The sequence below is a fragment of the Streptomyces sp. NPDC104761 genome (assembly GCF_055583445.1).
Genome location: NZ_JBVJNZ010000009.1, coordinates 274,849 through 296,730 on the forward strand (window position 1 = coordinate 274,849; position 21,882 = coordinate 296,730).

General features: G+C 71.0%; 15 protein-coding genes. 4 read left to right on the plus strand and 11 right to left on the minus strand.

The window, feature by feature from the left end; translation table 11 throughout:
• Positions 1-13: 13 nt before the first annotated feature.
• From ACZ63F_RS25275 to ACZ63F_RS25295, 5 genes are read right to left on the minus strand one after another with little or no spacing between them, the layout of a single operon-like run.
• Complete coding sequence (locus ACZ63F_RS25275) at positions 14-1,189, minus strand: MFS transporter (protein WP_469713878.1); 1,176 nt, start codon at positions 1,187-1,189, stop codon at positions 14-16.
• 5 nt (positions 1,190-1,194) lie between these two features.
• A complete protein-coding gene (locus ACZ63F_RS25280; protein ID WP_469713988.1) occupies positions 1,195-1,701 on the minus strand; it encodes a GNAT family N-acetyltransferase in 507 nt (168 codons plus the stop codon).
• A 59-nt stretch (positions 1,702-1,760) separates the two neighbouring features.
• Positions 1,761-2,942, minus strand: a complete 1,182-nt coding sequence (locus ACZ63F_RS25285) for a type III PLP-dependent enzyme domain-containing protein (RefSeq protein ID WP_469713879.1) — start codon at positions 2,940-2,942, stop codon at positions 1,761-1,763.
• Between the two features lie 8 nt (positions 2,943-2,950).
• Positions 2,951-4,270, minus strand: a complete 1,320-nt coding sequence (locus ACZ63F_RS25290; protein ID WP_469713880.1) for a DUF6271 family protein — start codon at positions 4,268-4,270, stop codon at positions 2,951-2,953.
• Positions 4,252-5,325: a phytanoyl-CoA dioxygenase family protein gene (locus tag ACZ63F_RS25295; protein WP_469713881.1), complete on the minus strand. Its 1,074-nt coding sequence runs from the start codon at positions 5,323-5,325 to the stop codon at positions 4,252-4,254. Before ACZ63F_RS25295 ends, ACZ63F_RS25290 begins: the two co-directional genes overlap by 19 nt.
• A gap of 280 nt (positions 5,326-5,605) precedes the next feature.
• Between ACZ63F_RS25295 and ACZ63F_RS25300 the strand changes: the two genes are divergently transcribed.
• Both ACZ63F_RS25300 and ACZ63F_RS25305 read left to right on the plus strand, forming a co-directional pair.
• Positions 5,606-7,117 carry a glycoside hydrolase family 3 protein gene (locus tag ACZ63F_RS25300; protein ID WP_469713882.1) on the plus strand — a complete coding sequence of 504 codons (1,512 nt, stop codon included), beginning with the start codon at positions 5,606-5,608 and terminating at the stop codon, positions 7,115-7,117.
• Between the two features lie 134 nt (positions 7,118-7,251).
• Positions 7,252-8,736, plus strand: a complete 1,485-nt coding sequence (locus ACZ63F_RS25305; RefSeq protein WP_469713883.1) for a glycoside hydrolase family 76 protein — start codon at positions 7,252-7,254, stop codon at positions 8,734-8,736.
• A gap of 43 nt (positions 8,737-8,779) precedes the next feature.
• On the opposite strand, the gene ACZ63F_RS25310 is transcribed toward ACZ63F_RS25305, so the two are convergent.
• From ACZ63F_RS25310 to ACZ63F_RS25320, 3 genes are all read right to left on the minus strand, one after another.
• Complete coding sequence (locus ACZ63F_RS25310; protein ID WP_469713884.1) at positions 8,780-9,802, minus strand: LacI family DNA-binding transcriptional regulator; 1,023 nt, start codon at positions 9,800-9,802, stop codon at positions 8,780-8,782.
• A 396-nt stretch (positions 9,803-10,198) separates the two neighbouring features.
• On the minus strand, positions 10,199-11,335 hold the full coding sequence (locus ACZ63F_RS25315) for a glycoside hydrolase family 12 protein (protein ID WP_469713885.1): 1,137 nt from the start codon (positions 11,333-11,335) through the stop codon (positions 10,199-10,201).
• A gap of 203 nt (positions 11,336-11,538) precedes the next feature.
• The gene (locus ACZ63F_RS25320) at positions 11,539-14,457 is read right to left on the minus strand and encodes a glycoside hydrolase family 48 protein (protein ID WP_469713886.1); all 2,919 of its coding nucleotides are present in this window, start codon (positions 14,455-14,457) and stop codon (positions 11,539-11,541) included.
• Between the two features lie 715 nt (positions 14,458-15,172).
• On the opposite strand from ACZ63F_RS25320, the gene ACZ63F_RS25325 reads away from it, so the two are divergent.
• Positions 15,173-16,897 (plus strand): glycoside hydrolase family 6 protein, encoded by a 1,725-nt coding sequence (locus tag ACZ63F_RS25325; RefSeq protein WP_469713887.1) that lies wholly within the window; start codon positions 15,173-15,175, stop codon positions 16,895-16,897.
• Between the two features lie 121 nt (positions 16,898-17,018).
• Here the strand turns inward: ACZ63F_RS25325 and ACZ63F_RS25330 are convergent, their stop codons facing one another.
• The gene (locus ACZ63F_RS25330; protein ID WP_469713888.1) at positions 17,019-17,441 is read right to left on the minus strand and encodes a secondary thiamine-phosphate synthase enzyme YjbQ; all 423 of its coding nucleotides are present in this window, start codon (positions 17,439-17,441) and stop codon (positions 17,019-17,021) included.
• A gap of 83 nt (positions 17,442-17,524) precedes the next feature.
• Between ACZ63F_RS25330 and ACZ63F_RS25335 the strand changes: the two genes are divergently transcribed.
• Complete coding sequence (locus ACZ63F_RS25335) at positions 17,525-18,610, plus strand: NAD(P)-binding domain-containing protein (RefSeq protein ID WP_469713889.1); 1,086 nt, start codon at positions 17,525-17,527, stop codon at positions 18,608-18,610.
• Between the two features lie 12 nt (positions 18,611-18,622).
• On the opposite strand, the gene mltG is transcribed toward ACZ63F_RS25335, so the two are convergent.
• Together mltG and ACZ63F_RS25345 are read right to left on the minus strand one after the other, a co-directional pair.
• Positions 18,623-19,531, minus strand: coding sequence for an endolytic transglycosylase MltG (mltG, locus tag ACZ63F_RS25340; RefSeq protein WP_469713890.1), 909 nt, complete (start codon positions 19,529-19,531; stop codon positions 18,623-18,625).
• Positions 19,532-19,872: 341 nt separating this feature from the next.
• Positions 19,873-21,789: an ABC transporter ATP-binding protein gene (locus ACZ63F_RS25345; protein ID WP_469713891.1), complete on the minus strand. Its 1,917-nt coding sequence runs from the start codon at positions 21,787-21,789 to the stop codon at positions 19,873-19,875.
• Positions 21,790-21,882 lie beyond the last annotated feature (93 nt).

Here is a 21,882-nt window from a genome sequence, read left to right on the forward strand (position 1 = left end):
ACCCGGCCACCGGTCAGCCGCTCACCGGTGTCCACTGAATGCGCGTACTGCACAGGGAGACCACGACGGCCGCCGCGGCGACGACTCCGAGGCCCCACACCAGGCTGCTCGAACCCGCAACGAAGCCGATCACCGGCGGCCCGGCCAGCAGGCCCGTCGTGCCCATGGCCGCGACCAGGGCCAGCGCCTCCGAGCCCTGTTTGGCCGCGGCGACGTAGACGCACGGCGTCACGGCGGCGCAGCCCAGTCCGACGCAGGCGAACCCGATGAGCGCCGCCGCCACTCCTCCGGCCAGCAGGGCGAAGGCCAGCCCGGCGGCGGCCAGGGCGCTGCCGAACAGTACGACCCTGCCGTCGCCCCAGCGGCTGCGCCAGCCGTCCGCGAAGAGGCGGGCCAGGACCATCATGCCGGAGAACACGGCGATGCCCATCGGCGCCAACTCGGCGGTCGCCCTGGCGACTTCTCGCAGGTAGAGGGCGGACCAGTCGTTCATGGCGCCCTCGGTCACCGTGCCGAACGCCATGGCGCAGCACATCCAGAGCGTGACCCGGGACGGCAGGCTCCATCCGGCGCGGCTCCTGCGCTCCTTCTCCCCCTCCGTCTCCTTGTCCGCCGCGGGAGCCTCGTCCGCGAGCAGACCGGGGCGCGCCAGTGCCGCCAGCAGGACGAGGACGACCGCGGCGACGCCGAAGTGTGCCGCGACGGAGGAGGTGGCCGCGTTCATGCCGGAGGCGAGCACCGCGGCGAGCAGCGAGCCGGCGCTGAACGTCGCGTGCAGTCGGGCCATGGTGTTGCGTTCGTAGCGGGTCTCCAGGGCCGTTCCCTGGGCGTTCATGGCCACGTTCAGGCACCCGACGAACACGCCGTCGGCGACCATGACCAGCAGGGCGACCGGATAGTCGGGGGCAAGCCCGAGGGCCAGGAGCAGCAGGGTCAGGCAGAGGGCCGACAGCAGTGCCAGCCGTGCCGAGCCCAGCCGTTTCACGAGCACCGGCACCAGGGGGAACGACGCGACGGCTCCGATGCCGGCCGCCATCAGCAGCACCCCCACCTCGGCCGCGGTCAGCCCGAGGTCCGCCTTGATGGCGGGGATCCTGGAGGCCCAGGTGGCGTACTGGAAGCCGAGGGCGCAGAACAGCGCGGCGATCGCCACCCGGCTGCGCTGGAAGGGATCACGGACAGGGAACACAGGCGTCAACTCGCTTCGTCGGCTCGGCCGTCGCCCGGGACATGGACGTCTCGGACGGGCGCGCCCGGGGCGTTCGGGCGGGACATGTAGACGGCGTCCGTGCCGTATCCGCCGGGGGCGATCCCCGGGTACGCGGTGAACCCACGGGTCGACCAGAAGGGCTCGCTGCGGCCGACGGCGATCAGCGAGATCCGTTCGAACCCGCGGGCACCGGCGGTCCGGGTGAGGTGGGTCAGGAGGCGCCGGCCCAGTCCCCGGCCGCGCTGCCGCTCCGCCACGACCATGTCGTGCAGATGCAGGTTGCGTGGCCGGGGCGGGGGGCCGGCAGCGGGCTTCTCCGCCTGTTCGAGGTCCGGGTACCGGAACACGGGATAGGGCAGTGCCAGCACGTATCCGGCCGGCTCGGAGCCGACGTCGAGGACGAAACAGGTCTCCGGCGAGGCGTCCGCCCTGGACCGCAGGACGGCCCGTCCCTCGGAGAGGCCGAGTTCCGCATAGGCCCCGGCCTCCATCGCGGTGATGGCGTCCCAGTCGGCGTCGGCGATGGGGCGTATCCGTACACCGTCGCCGCTCACGGTCGTCCTCCGCCGACGCAGGTGTACGGCAGCGGGGCGAAGCCGTTGAAGCCCTGGGTGGTGTAACTGATCGCGTAGGCGCCACTGGAGAGCACCCAGACGGGGTCGCCGGAGGCCAGGTCCCGGGGGACGTGGACGAGGGCGTGTCCCTGGGGGTAGGCGTCGTCGCTGTCGCAGGTGGGCCCCGCCAGGACGGCGGGGACGTACCCGGACCCGGCGTCGGGGTGGGTGGGGAAGACGAGCGGGTACTGGAGCGCGTCCATCTCGTAGAGGCCGTTGAACTTGCCGCAGCTCAGGTAGAGCCAGTGCTGCCGCGCGCCGTCCGGCCGTTGCCGCTCGGACAGGCGGGCGACGTGGGCGCGGACGGCTCCGTGGTCGGCGACGAGGTGACGCCCCGGCTCCATGACGAACGAGAGGTGCTCGCCGTGGACCTTCCTGAGGTGGCGCATTCCCTCCCGGACGACGGTGAAGATCTTGTCCAGCGGCGGTTCCAGGGGGAGGCCGTGCCGGTCGAGGTAGCCCAGGGCCGGCAGTCCGCCGCCGAGGTTGACGTGGTCGAGGACGATCCCGCGCCGGCCGAGCACGGTCAGGACGTCCGCCAGACAGTCGACGGCGCTGTGCCAGGCGTCGGCCGTCATCTGCTGGGAGCCGACGTGCACGGACAGTCCGGAGGGTGTCAGGCCCATCCCCCGGGCCGCGGCCAGGATGCGCACCGCGTCGGCGGGCGAGCAGCCGAACTTGTTGCTCAGTCCCCACAGTGCGCCGTCGCCGCTCGTCGCCAGCCGGCAGAACACGCGGGCTCCCGGGGCGTGGGCCGCGATGGCCGCCAGGTCCTCGATGCTGTCTGTCGCGAAGTCCCGGACGCCGAGCCGGTGGGCCTCGGCGATGTCCCGGTCGGACTTGACGGTGTTGCCGTAGTGCGTCCGGCCGGCCGGCACGCCCGCGCGCAGCGCCTGCTCCAGTTCGCGCGGGCTCGCCCCGTCGACCCCGGCGCCCTCGCCCGCGAGGCAGCCGAGCACCTCGTCCACCGGGCAGGACTTCAGGGCGAACCGGATGTCGACGCCGGGCAGTTCGCGGCGCAGGGTGTGGTAGCCGCGCCGGATTCCGGCCAGGTCGAAGAAGATCCCGTCCTCGGTGGCGTCCGTCAGCGCGGCGCGCAGCGGGGAGACGTGGGCCATGGTCGCCGTCACCGCTGCGGCCCGGGCGTCCGGGGCACGGCAGTGCGGCGGGCCGCCTCGACCAGCGGCTCCCACGCCTCCGTGAGCAGGGCGAAGTCCTCGATGTCGCCGCGCGCCTCGTCCAGCAGGCGTTCGCGGCGCCCGCTCAGCAGGTCGGCGAACTCGGCGTAGCGGCCGCCGAGTCTGCGGTACGCGGTGTCGAGGACGTCCAGCCGCCGCACGTTCTCGCCCCGGTCGAGCCCCGCGCTCTCCCTGGCCAGCCGGGCCACGACCGAGGAGCGCACCTGCCCCTGCCCGTCGAGCAGCGACTCGCCGACCCGGCCCATCCGGTCGTAGACGAAGTTGAAGTAGAGCATCGACAGCAGGAACTTGACGAAGCGCAGCTGGTACGCGACGAATCCGGGGTCGGTCCGGCGTTCGCCGGTGTAGAAGTTGACGATGTTCCGGTTGTGCAGGACACCGGGCAGTGCGGCGTCGTGGACCAGGTGGATCAGGAAGTAGTCGCTGCCGATCGTGTCGGTGGCCGGCGGCAGCGGCACGTGTTCGTGCACTCCGTGGAAGGCGATGTTGCACATGTCCACGCGCATGGGGTCGACCACGGTCAGGGTGGAGTGGTCCGCGGTGAAGACGTCCGTGCCGGCGCCCCGGAAGGACTCCTCGGCGAGTTCCCGCTTCTGCTCGGGCGACCAGTGCGCGGGTGCCCACAGGCCGACCATCTCGTGGTACACGTCCGGGTCGATCCGGAGTATCTCGCCTATGTCCACGGACAGTTCGCCCACGAAGGAGCTGCCGACCATGGCCACCCGCCGGTCCATGCGGTCGGCGGCGAGTGCGGTCCCGGTGACATGGCGGGCGGCGTCGGCCGCGCGCCTGCCGAGCGAGAGCAGTTCGTGGTGGACGGGGAAGACGGGTTCGCCGTCCACCACCTGGTAGCGGCTGTCGGAGTCCCTGCGGTGCACGGACTCGCAGCCGAGTGCGGCGGCGAACAGGAAGGCGCGGTTGGTGCAGGCGCCGTAGGAGACGCCGGCGGGAAGCATCAGGTCCAGCAGGAGGTCGGGCTTCGTGGCCGCGGACCGGTCGATCGCGCGCCGCAGGAAGTCCCGCTGCCGTGCCTCGTCGAGATGGTGGACGACGATCCGCGGATCGTCGGGTGCCCGGCGCACGGCCTCGGCGTGTTCGGCGAAGGCGGGTACCGCGCAGGAGTCCAGGATCAGGAGGTGCACCTCGGCGTCGAAGTGCCGGACGGCGTAGGCCGCTTCCTCGGCCAGGGCCGTGATCGTCGCCGCGCAGGGCCTGTTGGTCGGCAGGGTCAGGCAGATTCGGCGCATGTCTCTTCTCCGGCCGGCCGCTGCGCACCGTCGAGGTCCGCCCCGGTCCAGGAGGTGAGGCCCAGCAGCTTGGCGCCGAGGTCGTCGAGCGTGGCCCTGCCGTACCGCAGGGACTCGTGGCGTGTGGCGTCGCCCAGCAGGGTCGCGTTCCAGTCGGGCGTGGCGAGGGTGCGCCAGGACTCGACCCGGGAGCGCCTGAGCGTGGCGTGGGACTCCAGCGCCGGCATCATCGACAGGTACTGGACGGCGCGTACCGTCCGTTCGGAGGTGTTCGGTGCCACGCCGTGCGCCAGCAGGCCGTTGAAGATCAGCAGGTCGCCGGCTTCGAGCTGCGGGCGCACCACGGGGAACTCGGCGCGGTCGATCCTGGGCCGGATCGGGTCGCGGTCCGCGGGCTGGAACGCCTTCCACTGGTCGAAGCGTTTGAACAGCTCGGGGCAGCACTGGAAGCCGCCCAGTTCCGGCCTGGTGTCGGTGAGGGCGATGATCCCCTGGACCCGCTGCGGCAGCACGCCGAGCGTGGTGTCGACGTCCCAGTGCAGTTCGATGTCGAAGCCCTCGGCGGTGCCCGGGATCAGCGCCCGGTCGCGGTTCTTGATGTTGGGCGGGTTCAGGTTGAGCCGGTCGAGGGTCACCCAGAGCTCTTCGCAGTCCCAGACGTCGACGAAGGCGTCGTAGACCCGGCGGTTCTGCCGGCTGTCCCAGATGAGCTGGTGGTGGTAGGCCTCCACGAAGCCGTAGATGTGCAGGTCCCGGTCCAGGTCGGACCGGTACTCGCGCTCCTCGTACCAGGTCTCCGGGCGCTCGGGGTCCAGCCCCTGGAACTCCCAGGCGAAGTCGAGCAGTTCGCGGGCCGCGGCGGTGGGAATGGCCTGCTTCACCACCACGTAGCCGTACGTCTGCCAGTGGGCGAGGTCCTCCTCGGAGAGGACTCGCAGCGGGCGGGTCTTGGTCAGGTCCCGCAGGGGTGTCTGGGCGAGGTAGGTCTCGCCGTCCGAGCTGAAGTAGGGGATGTCCGAGGGGGCTCGATGGAGATAACGGTCAGTCGTGGGCATGCGGTGCTCCACACCTCGATATCAGGTACCGGCGGCCCGACCGGGTCGCCAACTGCGCGGAGTGAGGGGCGGGGACCGTGCCTGCAGGGTCACTGCACCACGGGCCACACCGGCCCCTCTTCGAACTCGCGTACCTCCAACTTGGACTAGACCAACTCATCCTGTCAAACACCCCAGTTGAGGGCGCGTTGCGCCAACAGGGCACGCCCCGGGCCCTCTTGACACGTGCCGCTAGCCTGACGGAGACGCATTGGTCTGTACCAACAGGAGGGTGCACGCTATGGTCTCCAGCAAGCACAGCCAGGAGTTGCGACGACTGGCGCGCTCCGTCCTGCAGCCGGGGTTCGTGGGCACCGAGGCCCCCGACTGGGTGCTGCGCGAGATCGGGGACGGGCTGGCATCGGTCGTGCTCTTCTCCCGCAACATCGTCACGCCCGACCAGGTCGCCCGGCTGACCGGGCAACTACGCGCGGAGAACCCGGAGTTGATCATCGCGATCGACGAGGAGGCCGGTGACGTCACCCGGATCGAGTCGGCGACCGGCTCCACCCGGCCGGGCAACTTCGCACTCGGAACCGTCGACGACACCGAACTCACCGAGGCCGTCGCCGCCGACCTGGGCCGCCAGCTGCGCACCGCCGGGGTGAGCCTCGACTACGCGCCGAGCGCGGACGTGAACTCCAACCCCGACAACCCGATCATCGGGGTCAGATCCTTCGGCGTCGACGCCAAGGTCGTGGCGCGGCACACCGGTGCCTGGATCCGCGGACTCCAGTCGGCCGGAGTCGCCGCCTGCGCCAAGCACTTCCCCGGCCACGGCGACGTGGCGGTCGACTCCCACCACGGGCTGCCCGTCTACGAGGCCGACCGCGACCGGATCGCCGAGCAGGCCCTGCCGCCGTTCCGGGCCGCCCTCGACGCCGGCGTCCGCGCGGTGATGAGCGGCCACCTGCTGGTGCCCGCCTACGACCCCGACCTGCCCGCCACGCTGAGCCGCCGCATCCTGGAGGAACTGCTGCGCCAGGAGCTCGGGTTCGACGGCATCATCGTCACCGACGCCATCGAGATGGGCGCCGTGACCAGCCGGTACGGGATCGGCGGGGCCACGGTCCGGGCCGTCGCCGCCGGCGCCGACGCCGTCTGTGTCGGCGGCGAGAACGCCGACGAGGCCACCGCCGCCCTGCTCGTGAACGCCCTCGCGGACGCCGTCCTGGCGGGCGGCCTGCCTCAGGAGAGGCTCGCCGAGGCGAGTCTTCGCGTCCGCGAGTTCGCGGCCTGGTCGGCGGGGCTGAAGCCGGCGGGCGCCGCCGTCTGGGACGCCGACGGCATCGGCTTCACGGCGGCCCGCCGCGCCATCCGGCTGAACGGAGCCGTCCGGCACGCCCTGCCCCTGGTCAACGCGCCGCACGTGGTCGAACTGGTGCCCACCACCCATCTGGCCATCGGCAAGGAGACCCCCTGGGGCGTGGCCGCCCCGCTGGGCGAGCGGCTGCCGGGGACGACCTCGGTCCGGGTGGGCCGCGAGGAGGTGCTGTCCCGCGCCGGCACGCTGGAGACGCGGGCGCTCGCCCCCGCCTCGGGACGGCCCCTGGTCGTGGTGGTGCGGGACGCCGCCCGGCACGCGTGGATGGCGCAGGCCCTCACGGAGCTGGTCGCCGCCCGGCCCGACGCGATCGTCGTGGAGATGGGCCTGCCGGGCACCGTCGTCCCCTCCGCCGCCCAGATCTTCACGCACGGCGCCACGGCCGCCTCCGGAGTGGCCGCCGCCGAGGTGCTGGCGGGTGCCCTTTAGTGCAGACCTGAGTGCAGACCGGTACGGACCCTGAGCGCAACATCCGTACCCGCGCGCGACGTTGACGCCTCCTCTTCCCTTCCCTACGTTCCGAGAGCGCTCTCACATCCGCCCCCCGAAGCAGGGAGGTCCCCATGCCCTCCGTGCGCAGACCGAGCGGCCGCCGCCTTCGCCGGCCGGCGGCGGCACTCGCGCCGGCACTGTTCACCGCCCTCGTCACCCTCACGCCCCCGGCAGCCGCGGCCGACACGGGCGCGACGGCGGCCGTCTGCAACAAGTACTGCGACGCCCGGGACCCCGCGCTCTCCCCGGGCGACCGCACCCCGGTCACGGCCGGCGTCTACGCACGGTCGATCGTCCTGCACTTCGACGACACCGACGCGATGGGCTGGGCCTCCATCGACAACGGCAACCCGGGCGACGAGGTGTGGCTCGACCGCTCCTTCGACGGCGGCCGCACCTGGAGTTCGGGCAGCAAGCTCGGCGACACCAGCGTGCCCGCGGGACAGCGCGGCCGGCGCACCCTCATGTACAACGTGGACGACTGGAACAACCTCGGCGTCGGAGCCCTGCGCGCCTGCGGAAAGGCCGGGGACCGCGCCGAGATCGCCTGCACCCCCTGGGCCCGCACCACCTGGAACGCGGGCGAGCCGCGCACCGCGGCGGCCACCGGCCTGATGACCTTCTACGACTACGGAACCGGCCTGTTCGACACCACCGGCTGGTGGAACTCCGCCAACGCCCTGACCGCCGTCATCGACAACATCCGCGTGACGGGCATGGGCAGTTACCGGTACGCCGTCGCCCGTACCTACGACCTCAACGTCAACGCGCAGGGCGGGCAGTTCCGCAACGACTACATCGACGACACCGGCTGGTGGGGCCTCGCCTGGGTCGCCGCCTACGACCTGACCGGTGACAGCCGCTACCTGGCCACGGCCCGCGCGGACGCCGACCACATGGCCGCCTACTGGGACTCCACCTGCGGCGGCGGAGTGTGGTGGAGCACGGCGCGGACGTACAAGAACGCGATCGCCAACTCCCTCTACATCCAGCTCAACGCGGCTCTCCACAACCGCGTCCAGGGCGACACGACGTACCTGGGCCGGGCCCGGGCCGGCTGGACCTGGTTCCAGGGGACCGGCATGGTGGGCGGCTCGCACCTGGTCAACGACGGCATCGACCTGTCCACCTGCGGCAACAACGGGCAGACCGTCTGGTCGTACAACCAGGGCGTGCTCCTCGGCGCGCTCGCCGAGCTGTACCGGGCCACGGGCGACGGCCAACTCCTCACCAGCGCACGGCAGATCGCCGACGCCGCCACCACGACCTCCCTGCTCCACACCTCCGACGGCATCCTGCGCGACCCGTGCGAGAGCGGCGACTGCGGAGCCGACGGACCGTCCTTCAAGGGCGCCGACGTACGCGGCCTCGGCCAACTCAACTCGGTCCTGCCGGACCACCCGTACACCGCCTACCTCGAGCGCCAGGCCGACCGCGCCCGCGCCGGCGACCGCAACGCCCTCGACCAGTACGGCCTGCGCTGGTACGGACCGCTCGACCAGGTGGACGCCGCTCGCCAGCAGAGCGCCGTCGATCTGCTGGACGCGGCGTCCTGACCGGCCGCGAGCCCTCGACGCCCTCCGCGGGCGCGGGCGGCTGTCAGGACGACTCGCGAACGACCAGCTCCGTGCGGAGGATGACATGGCGCCAGGCCACGGACGGCTCCTCCATCTCCTCCAGCAACAGTCTGATCATGGCCCGCCCCATCTCCTCCACCGGCTGACGCACGGTGGTCAGGCGCGGCTCGGTGCGCTGGGCCAGCGGGAAGTCGTCGAACCCGATCACGGCGACGTCCTCCGGCACCCGCCGCCCCGCCGCGCGCAGCGCCTGAAGAGCCCCTGCCGCCGAGGTGTCCGACGCGGCCAGGACTCCGTCGATCTCCGGGTGCCGTGCGAGGAGTTCCGCCATGGCGCGGCGTCCGCCCGCCTCCGTGAAGTCGCTCTCGGCGACCAAGGACCGCGCGCCCTGCAGACCGGCCAGTCCCAGGGCGTCCTCGTAGCCGCGCAGCCGACACTGCGCCACGTACATGTCCAGTGGCCCCGTGATGGTGGCGATCGTCCTGCACCCCTGTTTCAGCAGGTGGGAGACGGCGCTTCGGGCTCCGCCCAGATTGTCTGCGTCCACGTAGCTGATGTATTCGTCGCCCGAGCGACGCCCCAGCAGGACGGTCGGCAACCGCGCCTCTGCGAGCATGTCCGGCAGCAGGTCGCCCGCGTGCACGGACATGAGCAGGACCCCGTCGACCCTTCCGCCACGCGCGTACTCCAGGAAACGCTGCCGTTCGGTCCCCGAGCGGACCAGGGTCAGCATCAGTTGCATCCCGGTGTCGGCCAGCGCGTCGCCGAGCGAGCGGACGATCTCCGAGAAGAACGGCTCCGCGAACTGCCTCCAGTCCGGCTCCGTCAGGACGAGGGCCACGGCGTCGGCCCGCCGCCCCGCAAGGGACCGGGCGGCGAGATTGGGCACGTAGCCCAACTCCTCGATGGCGCGTTGCACGGCCCGGCGTGTCGACTCCTTCACACCGGCCGCGTTGTTGATGACACGAGAAACCGTGCCCCGCCCGACCCCGGCGTGGGCGGCCACCTCTTCCAGTGTCGGCGCCCCAGGACGTCGCCTGGCCATGACCACCTCTCCCCACCCGCGAGATCACCGATCTTACGGGCCCGGGGAACCGGGCACACGACTTCCACGCCTGATCAACTGTGCCGCCGAGAAGGTGGTCCTGACCCTGTGCGGCAGCCGTGACGGCGGCCGCGGGTGGCGTCGGGCCCGGCGCAGTGGCTTTGCGGCCCCTCCCAGACGGTGATCCACGCCCGTTCGGCCCAGGCGTCCGGGTCACGTGGTTGCGGTCATGGTGGAGGCCACCACGGGCCGGCTTCGGAAGAGGCCGGACCCACCCGGCTGACCGTGCGAGTCAGCCGGGTGGGTCCGGTCGGACGGACGCGCGCTCGCGTGCGGCGTGCTTCCCCGCGGGACGGCCGCCGGGCGCCCGGCGTCAGGCCGCCTGGGCCGGCGTCATCACGTGGTGGTGCAGGACGTACCGTTCAGGCTGAAGCCGGATGGTTCGGCGAAGGTGCCGACATAGGCGCCCTGGAACCCGAAGGACACCTGGCCACCCGGCGCGATGGACGAGTTGTAGGCCATGCCGTCGGCCGTCACCACGCCGGACGAGGGGGACACGTCGGCGCTCCAGGTACTCGTGATCCTCTGCCCGGCGGGCAGCGTGAACACGAGCTTCCAGCCGTCGACGGGAGACGAACCCGCGTTGGTCAAGGTGACGTCGGCGGTGAAGCCGCCCTGCCACACATTCGTGCCGTAGGCCACCTTGCACGCCGTCGGGCCGCCTGAGCCCCCGCCCGGGCCGCCAGGGGTGCTGCCACCGAGGTTGACGGCCGAGGAGAACGACGTCACCGCCAGTCCCGCGCCGTTCTGCCAGGGCTCGAAGCCCGCCTGAACACTCGTCAGGTACCAGTTGTCCTGTGCGAGTCCTCGGGAGACGGCCTGGCGGACGAAGTCCATCACGTCGAAGTTCCAGCTGTCGATCGCCGACGGCGCGACGAAGGACAGCACGTCGTTGGAGCCGTTGTTGCCGGACCACACCGTCCACGAACGCCCGGCCACGTTGGCGCTGCCCGCCTGCGAACCGACCGGCTGGACGGAGCCCACATGGTTGAACCAGACCATGATCTCGGTGCGGTTCACGCCGTCCGTGCGTGGCGTCGGGTCCAGCCAGATGTCGTACGCGGCGTCGTAGGCCGCACCGCTCACGTAGCTGTAGGAGATGCCCGTGGGTGCGCTCGAGATCGAACTCAACCGCGCCGGCAGGTTGGTGCCGGGCGAGCAGTTGGTGTAGTGGCAGCCGTTGTACACGGACGGGTACGACTTCGGAGCGCCGTTCGTCGGGACCGAGCCGTCGGCCTGGGCGATCCTGAAGCCGGCGTCCGTGACCGTGATGCACTGGGCGGCGCTGGTGCCCCAGCGGTTGTTCTGGACGACGTAACGACCCTGGATGGTGGTCGTGCCGAACGGCTCACAGATGGTCGTGTCGGCGTGCGAGGCAGGAGCGGCGGTGAGCAGCGCCGCCAGCGCGACGAGCGCCGTGAGCAGTGCGCCGAGCAGAGCGCGGGCCCTGCACCGTTGCTTCAACTGTTGCATGCGGATCCTCCGCTGGGACGAGTGGGGGGGCGGTGGGAACGCCCACTCTTTCGGGAGCGCTCCCAAAGCGGATCGAGGTGCCGGAGGCGTGCCGATCATGCCCCTGACAAATGCCGGGCGGTCCTGGTGCAGTCCTGGACCGCCCGGCCTGTGACCCCGTCTCCCTGCGACGGGGCCGCGTACGCGGGGCCTTCAGCGGGGACCTATTCGAGGAGCTCCGCGTACGAGCCCATGGCAAGGGCGATGTCCGCCTGGGCCCAGAACCGGTGGTAGGTGAAGACGGGCGCGGCGCCGCCCTTGAGGTAGGCCTCGATCTTCGACCAGGCCGGGTCGTCCTGGTAGAAGGACCGCAGGGAGGCGAACGTCGACGAGGAGTTGATCGCGTCGCCGTTCGGCATCGTGCCGCTCCAGCCGCTCGGCACGTACACGCCGTCACCGAACCGGCTGTAGTCCGTGCGGGTTTCGGGGACGGCTACACCCAGGCTGTCCTGGTAGTTGTTCCACATGCCGTCCAGCAGTGCCTTCGCCGTCGACTTGGCAGTGGCGTCACCCGACTTGGCGCCGTAGTAGGTCAGGACCTTGGCGTACGCGGCTGCCACGCCGACGTCGTTGGTGTAGTCGGCGACAGTGACGTGGAGAGCGCTGTTGGCGCCGGGGCTCGACGGGTTCCAGGTGTCGGGCTGCCCGGACCAGTGAAGGGTGGAAGGGATCTGGTAGGTGCCGTCGGGGTTGACCGTGGTCTTGGACAGCGCCCACGCCACCCACTTGTCCAGAACCGCTTTGGCCTGCGCGTTGCCGGTCTGCTGGTAGAGCTCGGCGACGCGCTCCATCGACCAGGCCTGGAACCCGAACCACTGGTTGGACGGCGGGTCGTGGTAGACGGGCTGCTCGTCGTAGTACATGCCGTAGAAGGTGGGCGTGCCGGCCGGCGGGGTCGCGTAACGGCCCGCCCAGCTGTTGGTCGCGCCGCCCGCGATCGCGCCGTCGGACGACTGCAGCCACCGGTAGAACTCCAACTGCCGCTGCAGCGACTTGCTCCAGTCCGCCGCACCGGTGGCGGACCTGGGCTTCAGGTCGTCGTCGGAGCTGAGGGCGTACGCGGCGAGCGGGTTCTGGTAGCCGCTGTGGGCGTAGCTGGAGCCGATGCGCCAGGCCCAGCCCCCGCTCGTGTCGTTCGAGCCGCCCCAGGCGTAGTACCAGGAGAGCAGGTAGTGGGAGGCGTCCTTGCCGGTCCCGGCCGCGCAGGTGGAGGGCCCGACACAGTTGCCGATCTTCTTGAAGTACTTGTCGTACATGGCGTACCGCAGGTAGTCGCCCATCTTCGCCGCCTTGCCCACGGTGGCGGAGACGTCGGCGCCCTTGCCCTGTTCCTTCGCCCACACGTCGGCCCAGTACGCGGCCTGCACCGCACGCGCGTCGGCGTCCGGGGCGTCGGTGTACTTCCACTGTTTGGCATAGGTCGAGTCGCCGGTGAACAGGTCCAGGTACCCGTTCCTGCCGCCGTACTTGAAGGCGTCGCAGGTCGGCTGCGGGACGGTCTCCCACACGGATTCCTGCGGACCGCGCTGGAAGGTGTTGATGTACGACGGCCCCTTGGCCGTCGGGCCGCCCTCGCAGGTGCCGCCGGGGGTGTCGCCGTAGCCGTAGGTGTTGTCGACGTCCTCCAGCCAGTGCATGCCGTAGACGTCGTCCGTGTTGTACGTCGACTTCAGTTCGCCGGCGAGCGGGTCCGAACCGACCGGCACGGACTGGTCCAGCTTGGTCGGATACTCGTTCGGCGTGTCCGCCTCCGGCGCGTAGGTCGCCGGTTTGGAGGCGTTGTAGAAGGAGTTGGTGGGCTGGTCGGCGTGGGTGGGGATCATGTACTTCTCCATGAGGGACCACGCGCCGTTGAACCTCGACCAGTCACCGGTGACCTTGCCGTACATCGCCTGCAGCCACAGCAGGTAGCTGTAGGCCTCCGATGTGGTCTCGTGGCCCTGGTCCGGGGCCTCGACGATCAGCGTCTCGACCGAGTGGTAGGGGATGCCCTCGGGCGAGAAGTAGCCGTTCGCCGGATCGGTGATCTTCCCGTAGAGGTCCAGGAAACGGGCGTCGTACGCCTTCGAGGCCGCCAGCTCCGTCACGGTGACGGCCGCCTTGGAGTAGCCGGTCGCCGAGGCGGTGAAGGTCGCCGCCCCCGTGCCCGAGGAGTCGGCCGTGACGGTCACCGTCTGCGCGGTGCTCCAGTTGGACGGCGTGAAGGTCAGCGACGAGCCGGCGGTCACGGACAGGCCCGGGTTGCCGTCCGTGCGGGCCGTGGTGACGGTGACGTCGGCGCTCGGCTGCGTCGACAGCTTCACCGCGAACGTGCCCGACCTGCCCTGCTGGACGCCCAGTTGACTCGGTGAGGCGACCAGTGCGGGGCCCGAGGCCACCGTGATGCCGACCGGGGTCGACACGGCGGACGCGCCCAGGCTGTCGTACGCCTTCGCCACCAGCGAATGACTGCCCACGGTCAAGCTGGAGACCGAGAGCGAGTACGGCGACGAGGTGTCCGTGCCCAGCAGCGTGGTGTCGTCGTAGAACTCGACCTTGCTGATCGTCGCGTTGTCGGCCGCCGCCGCGGTGGCGGCGAGGGGCACCGCGTCCCCCTGCGCGTAGACCGCGCCCGGTTTCGGACTGGTCAGCACGGTCACCGGCGGCAGGTGCGCGCCGACGCAGGCGGTGCCGTTGACCGCGAAGCCGGTGGGGGCAGCGTTGGTGCCGCTGTAGCTGAACTGGGCACCGGTGGAGACTGCGGCGCCCGCGGCGATCGTGCCGTTGTAGCCGGCGTCCTTCACGGTGATCGACCGACCGGACTGCGACCAGGTGCCGTTCCAGCCGTTGCCGAGCTTCTGGTCGCCGCTGTAGGCGTACGTCAGCGTCCAGCCGTTGATCGTGTCGGTTCCGCGGTTGGTGATGGTCAGGTCCGCGGTGAAACCGGAGCCCCAGTCATTGGTCTTGTAGTCGACACTGCACTGAACACCGGCTGCCTGAGCGGGCGTCGAGCTGGTGGCGAGCATCGAAAGCGGCAGTGCGAACGCGGCCGCGACGGCGGTCCACAGCCGCCGGACAGCTCTGTGTTTGCGTCCGGGATCCATGTCTCTGGTCCTCCTTGCGAAGTGCGGCTCGGTGGGGGGTCAAGGCTTGAACCAGTGGGAGCGCTCCCATAGTGGAGACGGGGGCGGAGCCCGTCAAGACGTTGAGGAGTTGAATCGTTTTGACCTGAACCTGTCGAAGAAAGTTAGGCAACAACCCTGTGAAAGCACACCGGTTGGCGCTAGCTTCTTCGCCACCAGTGGGAGCGGTTCCATCGGACGACGCGCCGGCAGCGGCGCGCCGACCTGCAAGGAGTCGCTCATGCGCCACCCCCGCGTTCAGTACGTCCAGCCGTCGCCGGCATGGTCGCGCCCGTCTCGGGCTTGGTCCTGCCGGTGATCCCGGACCAAGGGAGCCGCCCTTGGCGGACGGTGGATCACGCCGTCACCAGGGTCCCGGTCCGGCACCACCAGGACCGCCGCGGACGACAACCCGGCGTTCCCGAACGGCAGCTGTCGGAACACGTCGTCCCTCCGGTCTCCGCGCCGTGCCACTCGCAGCCGGAGAGGCCGGAAGGAAGACGCGGTCGAGCCACTTCAGCGATCAGGTCATGAAGCGGTTCGGCGACCTGGGCCCGTCGTAGTCCGTGGTTCCCGGTGTTCAGGCCGTCACCGCTCTCGGACGGCCGGCGCACACCGCGCGCTCCACCGGGGCGGCGCGCCCACCCGCACCTCCTCAATCCGTGATCCACCCTCGAAAGAGAAGGAACACGCACCCATGAGTCGTACCAGGATGTCACTCGTAGCCGCCCTGGCGCTGGTCGCCGGCACGTCGGGCACCGCGCTTCTCACCTCACCGGCCGGCGCCGCCACCGCCTCGGTCCCCTGCACCGTGGACTACAAGGTGCAGAACCAGTGGGACACCGGCTTCACCACCGCCGTCACGATCACCAACAACGGTGCCGCCAAGGCGAGTTGGACGCTGAAGTGGTCGTATGCAGGCAACCAGCAGATCACCGGCGGCTGGAACGCGAAGATCGCCCAGAGCGGTACCGCCGTCACGGCGGCCAACGAGAGCTACAACGGCTCCCTGGCCAACGGCGGTTCGGTCAGCTTCGGGTTCCAGGGCTCCTACAGCGGCACCAACGCCGTCCCGGCCACCTTCACCCTCGACGGCGTGACCTGCAACGTCGACGACGGCGGCGGCACGGGCGGTGGCACCGGTGGCGGAGGGGGCGGCGGTGCCGACGGCAGGGTCGACAACCCCTACGTCGGAGCCAAGGTGTACGTGAACCCGGAGTGGTCGGCCAGGGCCGCCGCCGAGCCGGGTGGCAGCCGTATCTCCAACCAGCCCACCGCCGTATGGCTCGACCGGATCGCCGCGATCAACGGTGTCAACGGCGGCATGGGCTTGCGCGCCCACCTCGACGAGGCGCTCAGGCAGAAGGGCTCCGGCGACCTGGTCGTGCAGCTGGTCATCTACGACCTGCCGGGGCGGGACTGCGCCGCCCTCGCCTCCAACGGCGAACTCGGCCCCGACGACCTGGACAAGTACAAGAGCCAGTACATCGACCCGATCGCCTCGATCATCTCCGACCCGAAGTACGCGGGCCTGAGGATCGCCACGGTCATCGAACCCGACTCACTGCCCAACCTGGTCACCAACGCCGGCGGCACGGCCACCACCACCGACGCCTGCGTGACCATGAAGAGCAACGGCAACTACGAGAAGGGCGTCTCCTACGCCCTGGACAGGCTCGGCGCCGTCCCGAACGTGTACAACTACATCGACGCCGGCCACCACGGCTGGCTCGGCTGGGACAGCAACCTCGGCCCGGCCGTGCAGGAGTTCGCCAAGGTCGCCACGACCAACGGCGCGAGCGTGAACGACGTGGCCGGGTTCATCGTCAACACCGCCAACTACAGCCCGGTCAAGGAACCCAACTTCAAGGTCACCGACACGGTCAACGGGCAGACCGTGCGCCAGTCGAAGTGGGTCGACTGGAACCAGTACGTCGACGAGCAGTCGTTCGCGCTCGGGCTGCGGGACAAGCTCGTCGCGGCCGGGTTCAACTCCGGCATCGGCATGCTGATCGACACCTCCCGCGACGGCTGGGGCGGCTCCGCGCGGCCGACCGGCCCCGGCCCGACGACCTCCGTCGACGACTACGTCAACGGCAGCCGCGTCGACCGGCGCATCCACGTCGGCAACTGGTGCAACCAGAGCGGCGCCGGACTCGGAGAGCGTCCCACCGCGGCCCCGGCCGCCGGAGTCGACGCCTACGTCTGGGTCAAGCCTCCGGGGGAGTCCGACGGCTCCAGCTCAGCCGTCTCCAACGACGAGGGCAAGGGTTTCGATCGTATGTGCGACCCCACCTACGGCGGCAACGCCCGCAACGGCAACAACCCCACCGGCGCCCTACCCGGCGCGCCACTGGCCGGGCACTGGTTCTCCGCTCAGTTCCAGCAGCTCATGCAGAACGCGTACCCGCCCCTGCCGTAACCCTGTGACACAGTGAACCCCCGCCGGGGACCGGCTCCTTCAGGAACCGGCCCCGGCGGATCGTGCCCTCTGCCGACACTGCCGGCGGAAAATTCGACGGCCACACCCAGGATGATCTTGCTCAGCCCAGGAAGCTCAGTCGCACCTTGCGGTTGGGATTGGAGATGTTGGTGTCGACCAGGCATACCGACTGCCAGGTACCGAGCGCCAGGCGGCCGTCGATCACCGGGAGGGTCGCGTGGGGGGAGACGAGCGCCGGCACGACGTGGTCGCGGCCGTGTCCGGGGCTGCCGTGCCGGTGCTGCCAGCGGTCGTCGGCCGGCAGCAGGGTATGCAGGGCGGCCAGCAGGTCGTCGTCGCTGCCGGCACCGGTCTCCAGGACCGCGATGCCGGCCGTCGCGTGCGGGACGAAGATGTTCAGCAGTCCGTCGCGGCCGGCCGCGGCCTCGCGGAGGAATTCCTCGCAGTCGCCGGTCAGGTCGACGACCCGCTCCCGGCTCCCGGTGGCGACGTCGAGCTCTCGTGTGGTGAAGGCATCCGACATGCCCCCATCCTGTCCCATCCGTGGGGGCCGGCGCAGCGGCCGGGCCGGGAAGATCCACGGCCGTCTCCGCTGTTGGTAGAAGCGTGAACAATGCGCGTGCGGCCGAAGAGGTCGAGGTAGTCGTCATCGGCGCTGGTCAGGCGGGTCTGTCCAGCGCCTATCACCTGCGGCGCACCGGTTTCGCGCCGGACCGCGACTTCGTCGTGCTCGACCACTCCCCCGCGCCCGGCGGCGCCTGGCAGTTCCGGTGGCCGTCCCTGACCTACGGCAAGGTGCACGGGATGCACGCGCTCCCGGGCATGGAGCTGACCGGGGCGGACCCGGCGCGGCCGTCCGCCGAGGTCATCGGGGAGTACTTCGCGGACTACGAGCGCACCTTCGGTCTGCGGGTGCACCGGCCGGTCGACGTCCGCGCGGTGCGCGAGGGCGGGGGCGGGCGGCTGCTCGTCGAGACCGACCACGGCGACTGGTCGGCGCGCGCGCTGGTCAACGCCACCGGCACCTGGGACCGGCCGTTCTGGCCGCGCTATCCGGGCCAGGAGACCTTCCGCGGACGGCAGTTGCACACCGCGCAGTACGCCGGGCCCGAGGAGTTCGCCGGGAAACGGGTCGTGGTCGTCGGCGGCGGCGCCTCCGGCACCCAGCACCTGCTGGAACTCGCCCCGTACGCGGCCGCCACGACCTGGGTCACCCGGCGCCCGCCGGTCTTCCGCGAGGGCCCGTTCGACGAGGGCGCGGGCCGCGCGGCGGTGGCGCTGGTGGAGGAGCGGGTACGGCAGGGGCTGCCGCCGCGGAGCGTGGTCTCGGTCACCGGGCTTCCGCTCAACGACGCGATCCGGCAGGGCCTGAAGGACGGGGTCCTGGACCGGCAGCCGATGTTCGACCGCGTCACGCCCGACGGTGTGGCGTGGCACGACGGACGGCACGTCGAGGCGGACGTCATCCTCTGGGCCACCGGTTTCCGGGCGGCCCTTGATCATCTGACCCCGCTGCGGCTGCGCGAGCCGGGCGGCGGGATCAGGGTCGAGGGGACCCGCGCGGTCGCCGACCCGCGCGTCCACCTCGTCGGCTACGGCCCGTCCGCCAGCACCATCGGCGCCAACCGCGCGGGGCGCGGGGCCGTACGGGACATCAGGCGGCTACTGGCCGGCGAACCGGTCGCCGCGTGACGGACCGGCCGCTCACCGCGGCGGCAGCGAGACCTGCGGCGAGCGCTGGGTCCTCGCCTTCTGTTCCGCGTTGAAGTCGGCGACGTTGCGCTGGTGTTCGGCGAAGTCGGCGGTGAACCGCGTGTCCCCCGGTTTGACCGTGACGAAGTACAGCCAGTTGCCCGGCGGCGGGTTGAGCGCGGCGCGCATCGCGTCCGTGCCCGGGTTGTCGATCGGGGTGGGCGGCAGGCCCATGCGCTGGTAGGAGTTGTACGGGTTCTCGACACGGGTGTCGTTCACCGTGGTGTTGAGGGTGCTGCGGTTGAGGGCGTAGTTGAGGGTGGAGTCCATCTGGAGGGGCATGCCCCGCTGCAGCCGGTTGAGGACGACGCGCGCCACCTTTCCCATGTCGGTCTTGTCGGCGGCCTCGGCCTGGACGATGCTGGCGATGGTCACCGCCTGGTAGACGTTCATCGCGTCGCGCTGCGCGCCGGCCGCGACGGGGGCCCAGCCGAACCGCTGGTTGGCGGTGTCGACCATGGACCGCAGCACCGACTGCGGGGTCGCGTCCTTGTCCAGGGCATAGGTGGCCGGGAAGAGATAGCCCTCCGGGTTGCCTCCGGCCTCGCCGGGGAGTTTCAGGCCCGCGGATCCGACGGAGTTCCTGGTGCTTCCGGCCGGCAGGGCGAGGGCCTTGTCGACGGCGTCGTAGACCTGGGACGCCCGCCAGCCCTCCGGGATGACCAGGGTGGTGGGTCCGGCCGTGGCGCCGGTCAGGGACAGCAGGGGCACCGCCACGGCGGCACCGGCCACGACGGCGCCGGCCACGACGAGGGCGAGCCTTCCCCGGCGGGTCAGCCGGACCGACTTGCCGCGCGTCGAGGCGCCACGGCCGCCGGGCGTCCGCCGGCGCGGGGTCCGTGACGGAGTGTTCATCTGCATGCGGGCACGTTAGCTCGCAGAACGCTACAAACCCGGCATATCTTCAGTTTGTCGGCCGCGATGTGTCGGCTCCGGCGGCCCGACCGAGGGTGGGCCGGCCGAGGTGGGCCGACCGAGGTGGGCCGGCCGAGGTGGGCCGGCCGAGGTGGGCCGACCGAGGTGAGTCGGCCGAGGTGAGTCGGCCGAGGTGGGCCGACCGAGGTGAGTCGGCCGAGGTGAGTCGGCCGAGGTGGGCCGACCGGGGTGAGTCGGCCGAGGTGGGCCGGCCGAGGTGGGCCGGCCGACGTGCGGCAACCGACGGGGCGGGGACGGCCACGGCCGGCCGGTGCCATCCGCCGGCTTCAGCTCGCCGGCGGTGTCGCGTGCCTGCGTCCCCGGTCGCCCCGCCTGCGGACCGGTCGCAGGGCCGCCTCCCGCTGGGCCGCCTCGCCCGTTCCGGGCTGCTCCGGTGCCGGCTGTTCCCCCGCCGTCTCCAGCCGGGCGTCCCGGCGTACCAGCGACGCGTAGCGGCCGTCGAGTTCCAGCAGTTCCTCGTGCGTGCCGCGTTCGGCCACCCGTCCGGAGTCGAGGACGACGATCTGGTCGGCGCCCTGGATCGTGGAGAGCCGGTGGGCGATGGTGATGGTCGTCCGGTTGGCGGAGAGGGCGTCGATCGCGTCCTGGACCGCGTGTTCGGTACGGGTGTCCAGGGCGCTGGTCGCCTCGTCCAGGATCAGGACCGGCGGGTCGCGCAGGATGGTGCGAGCGATGGCCAGCCGCTGCTTCTCGCCGCCCGAGAAGCGGTGCCCGCGTTCGCCGACAACGGTGTCGTAGCCGTCGGGCAGCGCGGCGATGTGGCCGTGTATCTGGGCGGCGCGCGCGGCCGCGTGCAGTTCCTCGTCGGTGGCGTCCGGCTTGGCGAAGCGCAGGTTGTCGGCGACCGAGGCGTGGAAGAGGTACGTCTCCTGGGAGACGACGCCGACCGCGCGGGCGAGGGTGTCGAAGTCGAGGTCGCGGACGTCGACGCCGTCCAGGGTGACGCGCCCGCCGGTGACGTCGTAGAGCCGGGGCACCAGATAGCCCAGCGTGGACTTGCCGGCGCCGGTGGGGCCGACGACGGCGAGGCTGTTGCCGGCCGGGACGGTGATGTCGATGCCGTCGAGGACCGGGCCGCCCTTGTCGTCGTACCGGAACTCGACCCGCTCGAAGCGCACCTCGCCCTTCACCTGGTCCAGGTGGACCGGCTCGTCGCGCTCGGTGATGTCGATGGGCAGGTCGAGGTACTCGAAGATGCGCTGGAACAGGGCGAGGGAGGTCTGGATCTGGACGCCGGTCGCCAGCAGGCTCACGGCGGGGCGGAACAGGCCCTGCTGGAGCGAGACGAACGCGACGATGGTGCCGAGCGAGATCTGCGGGCCGCCCAGCTGGAGCGCCATGCCGGCGGTCCAGTAGATGACGGCGGGCATCGCGGCCATCACGATGGTGATCACGGCCATCCGCCAGCGCCCCGCCATGTTCGACCGGACCTCCAGGTCGACCAGTTGCTCGGACTCCTCGGCGAAGGAGGCGGTGAGCGAGTCGGCGCGGCCCATGGTCCGGCCGAGCAGGATGCCGCTGACGGAGAGCGACTCGGTGACCGTGGCCGCCATCGCCGCCATCTGCTTCTGGCGCTGCGTGGTGATCTTCTTGCGCTCGTTGCCGACCCTGCGGCTGATCCACACGAAGAGCGGGAGCAGGACCATCGAGACGATGGTGAGCCGCCAGTCGAGGGCGATCATCGCGACGATGGTGGCGACGACGCTGGTCAGGTTGGAGACCAGGGAGGTGGCCGTCGAGGTGACGGTGGCCTGCATGCCGCCGATGTCGTTGGCGATGCGGGACTGCACCTCGCCGGTGCGGGTGCGGGTGAAGAAGGCGAGCGACATGCGCTGCAGCCGGCCGTAGACGGCGGTGCGCAGGTCGTGCATGACGCGCTGGCCGACGGTGGTGGATATCAGCGTCTGCAGGACGCCGAAGACGCTGGTGAGGACGGCGCTGAGGATCATGCCCAGCGCGAGCAGGCTGAGCAGTCCGGTGCGGCCCTGCGGGATCGCGGTGTCGAGCGTCGCCTTCAGAAGAAAGGGGGTGGCGACCGAGACCAGCGAGGCGGCGCCGACCAGCAGGCCGACGACCGTGAGCCGGCCGCGGTAGGGGCGGAAGAGCTTGAGGATGCGGCGCACCTGTCGGGGTTGACCGGCCGAGGTGCCGTCGGGGGTCCAGTTGATCTCGTCTCGGGGCATGGCTCCTACGGATGGGTGTGGTGTGTACGGACTCACGGAGCATAGCTCACTGTTACCTACGCTCACAATGAACAATGTCCTGTTATTATTCCC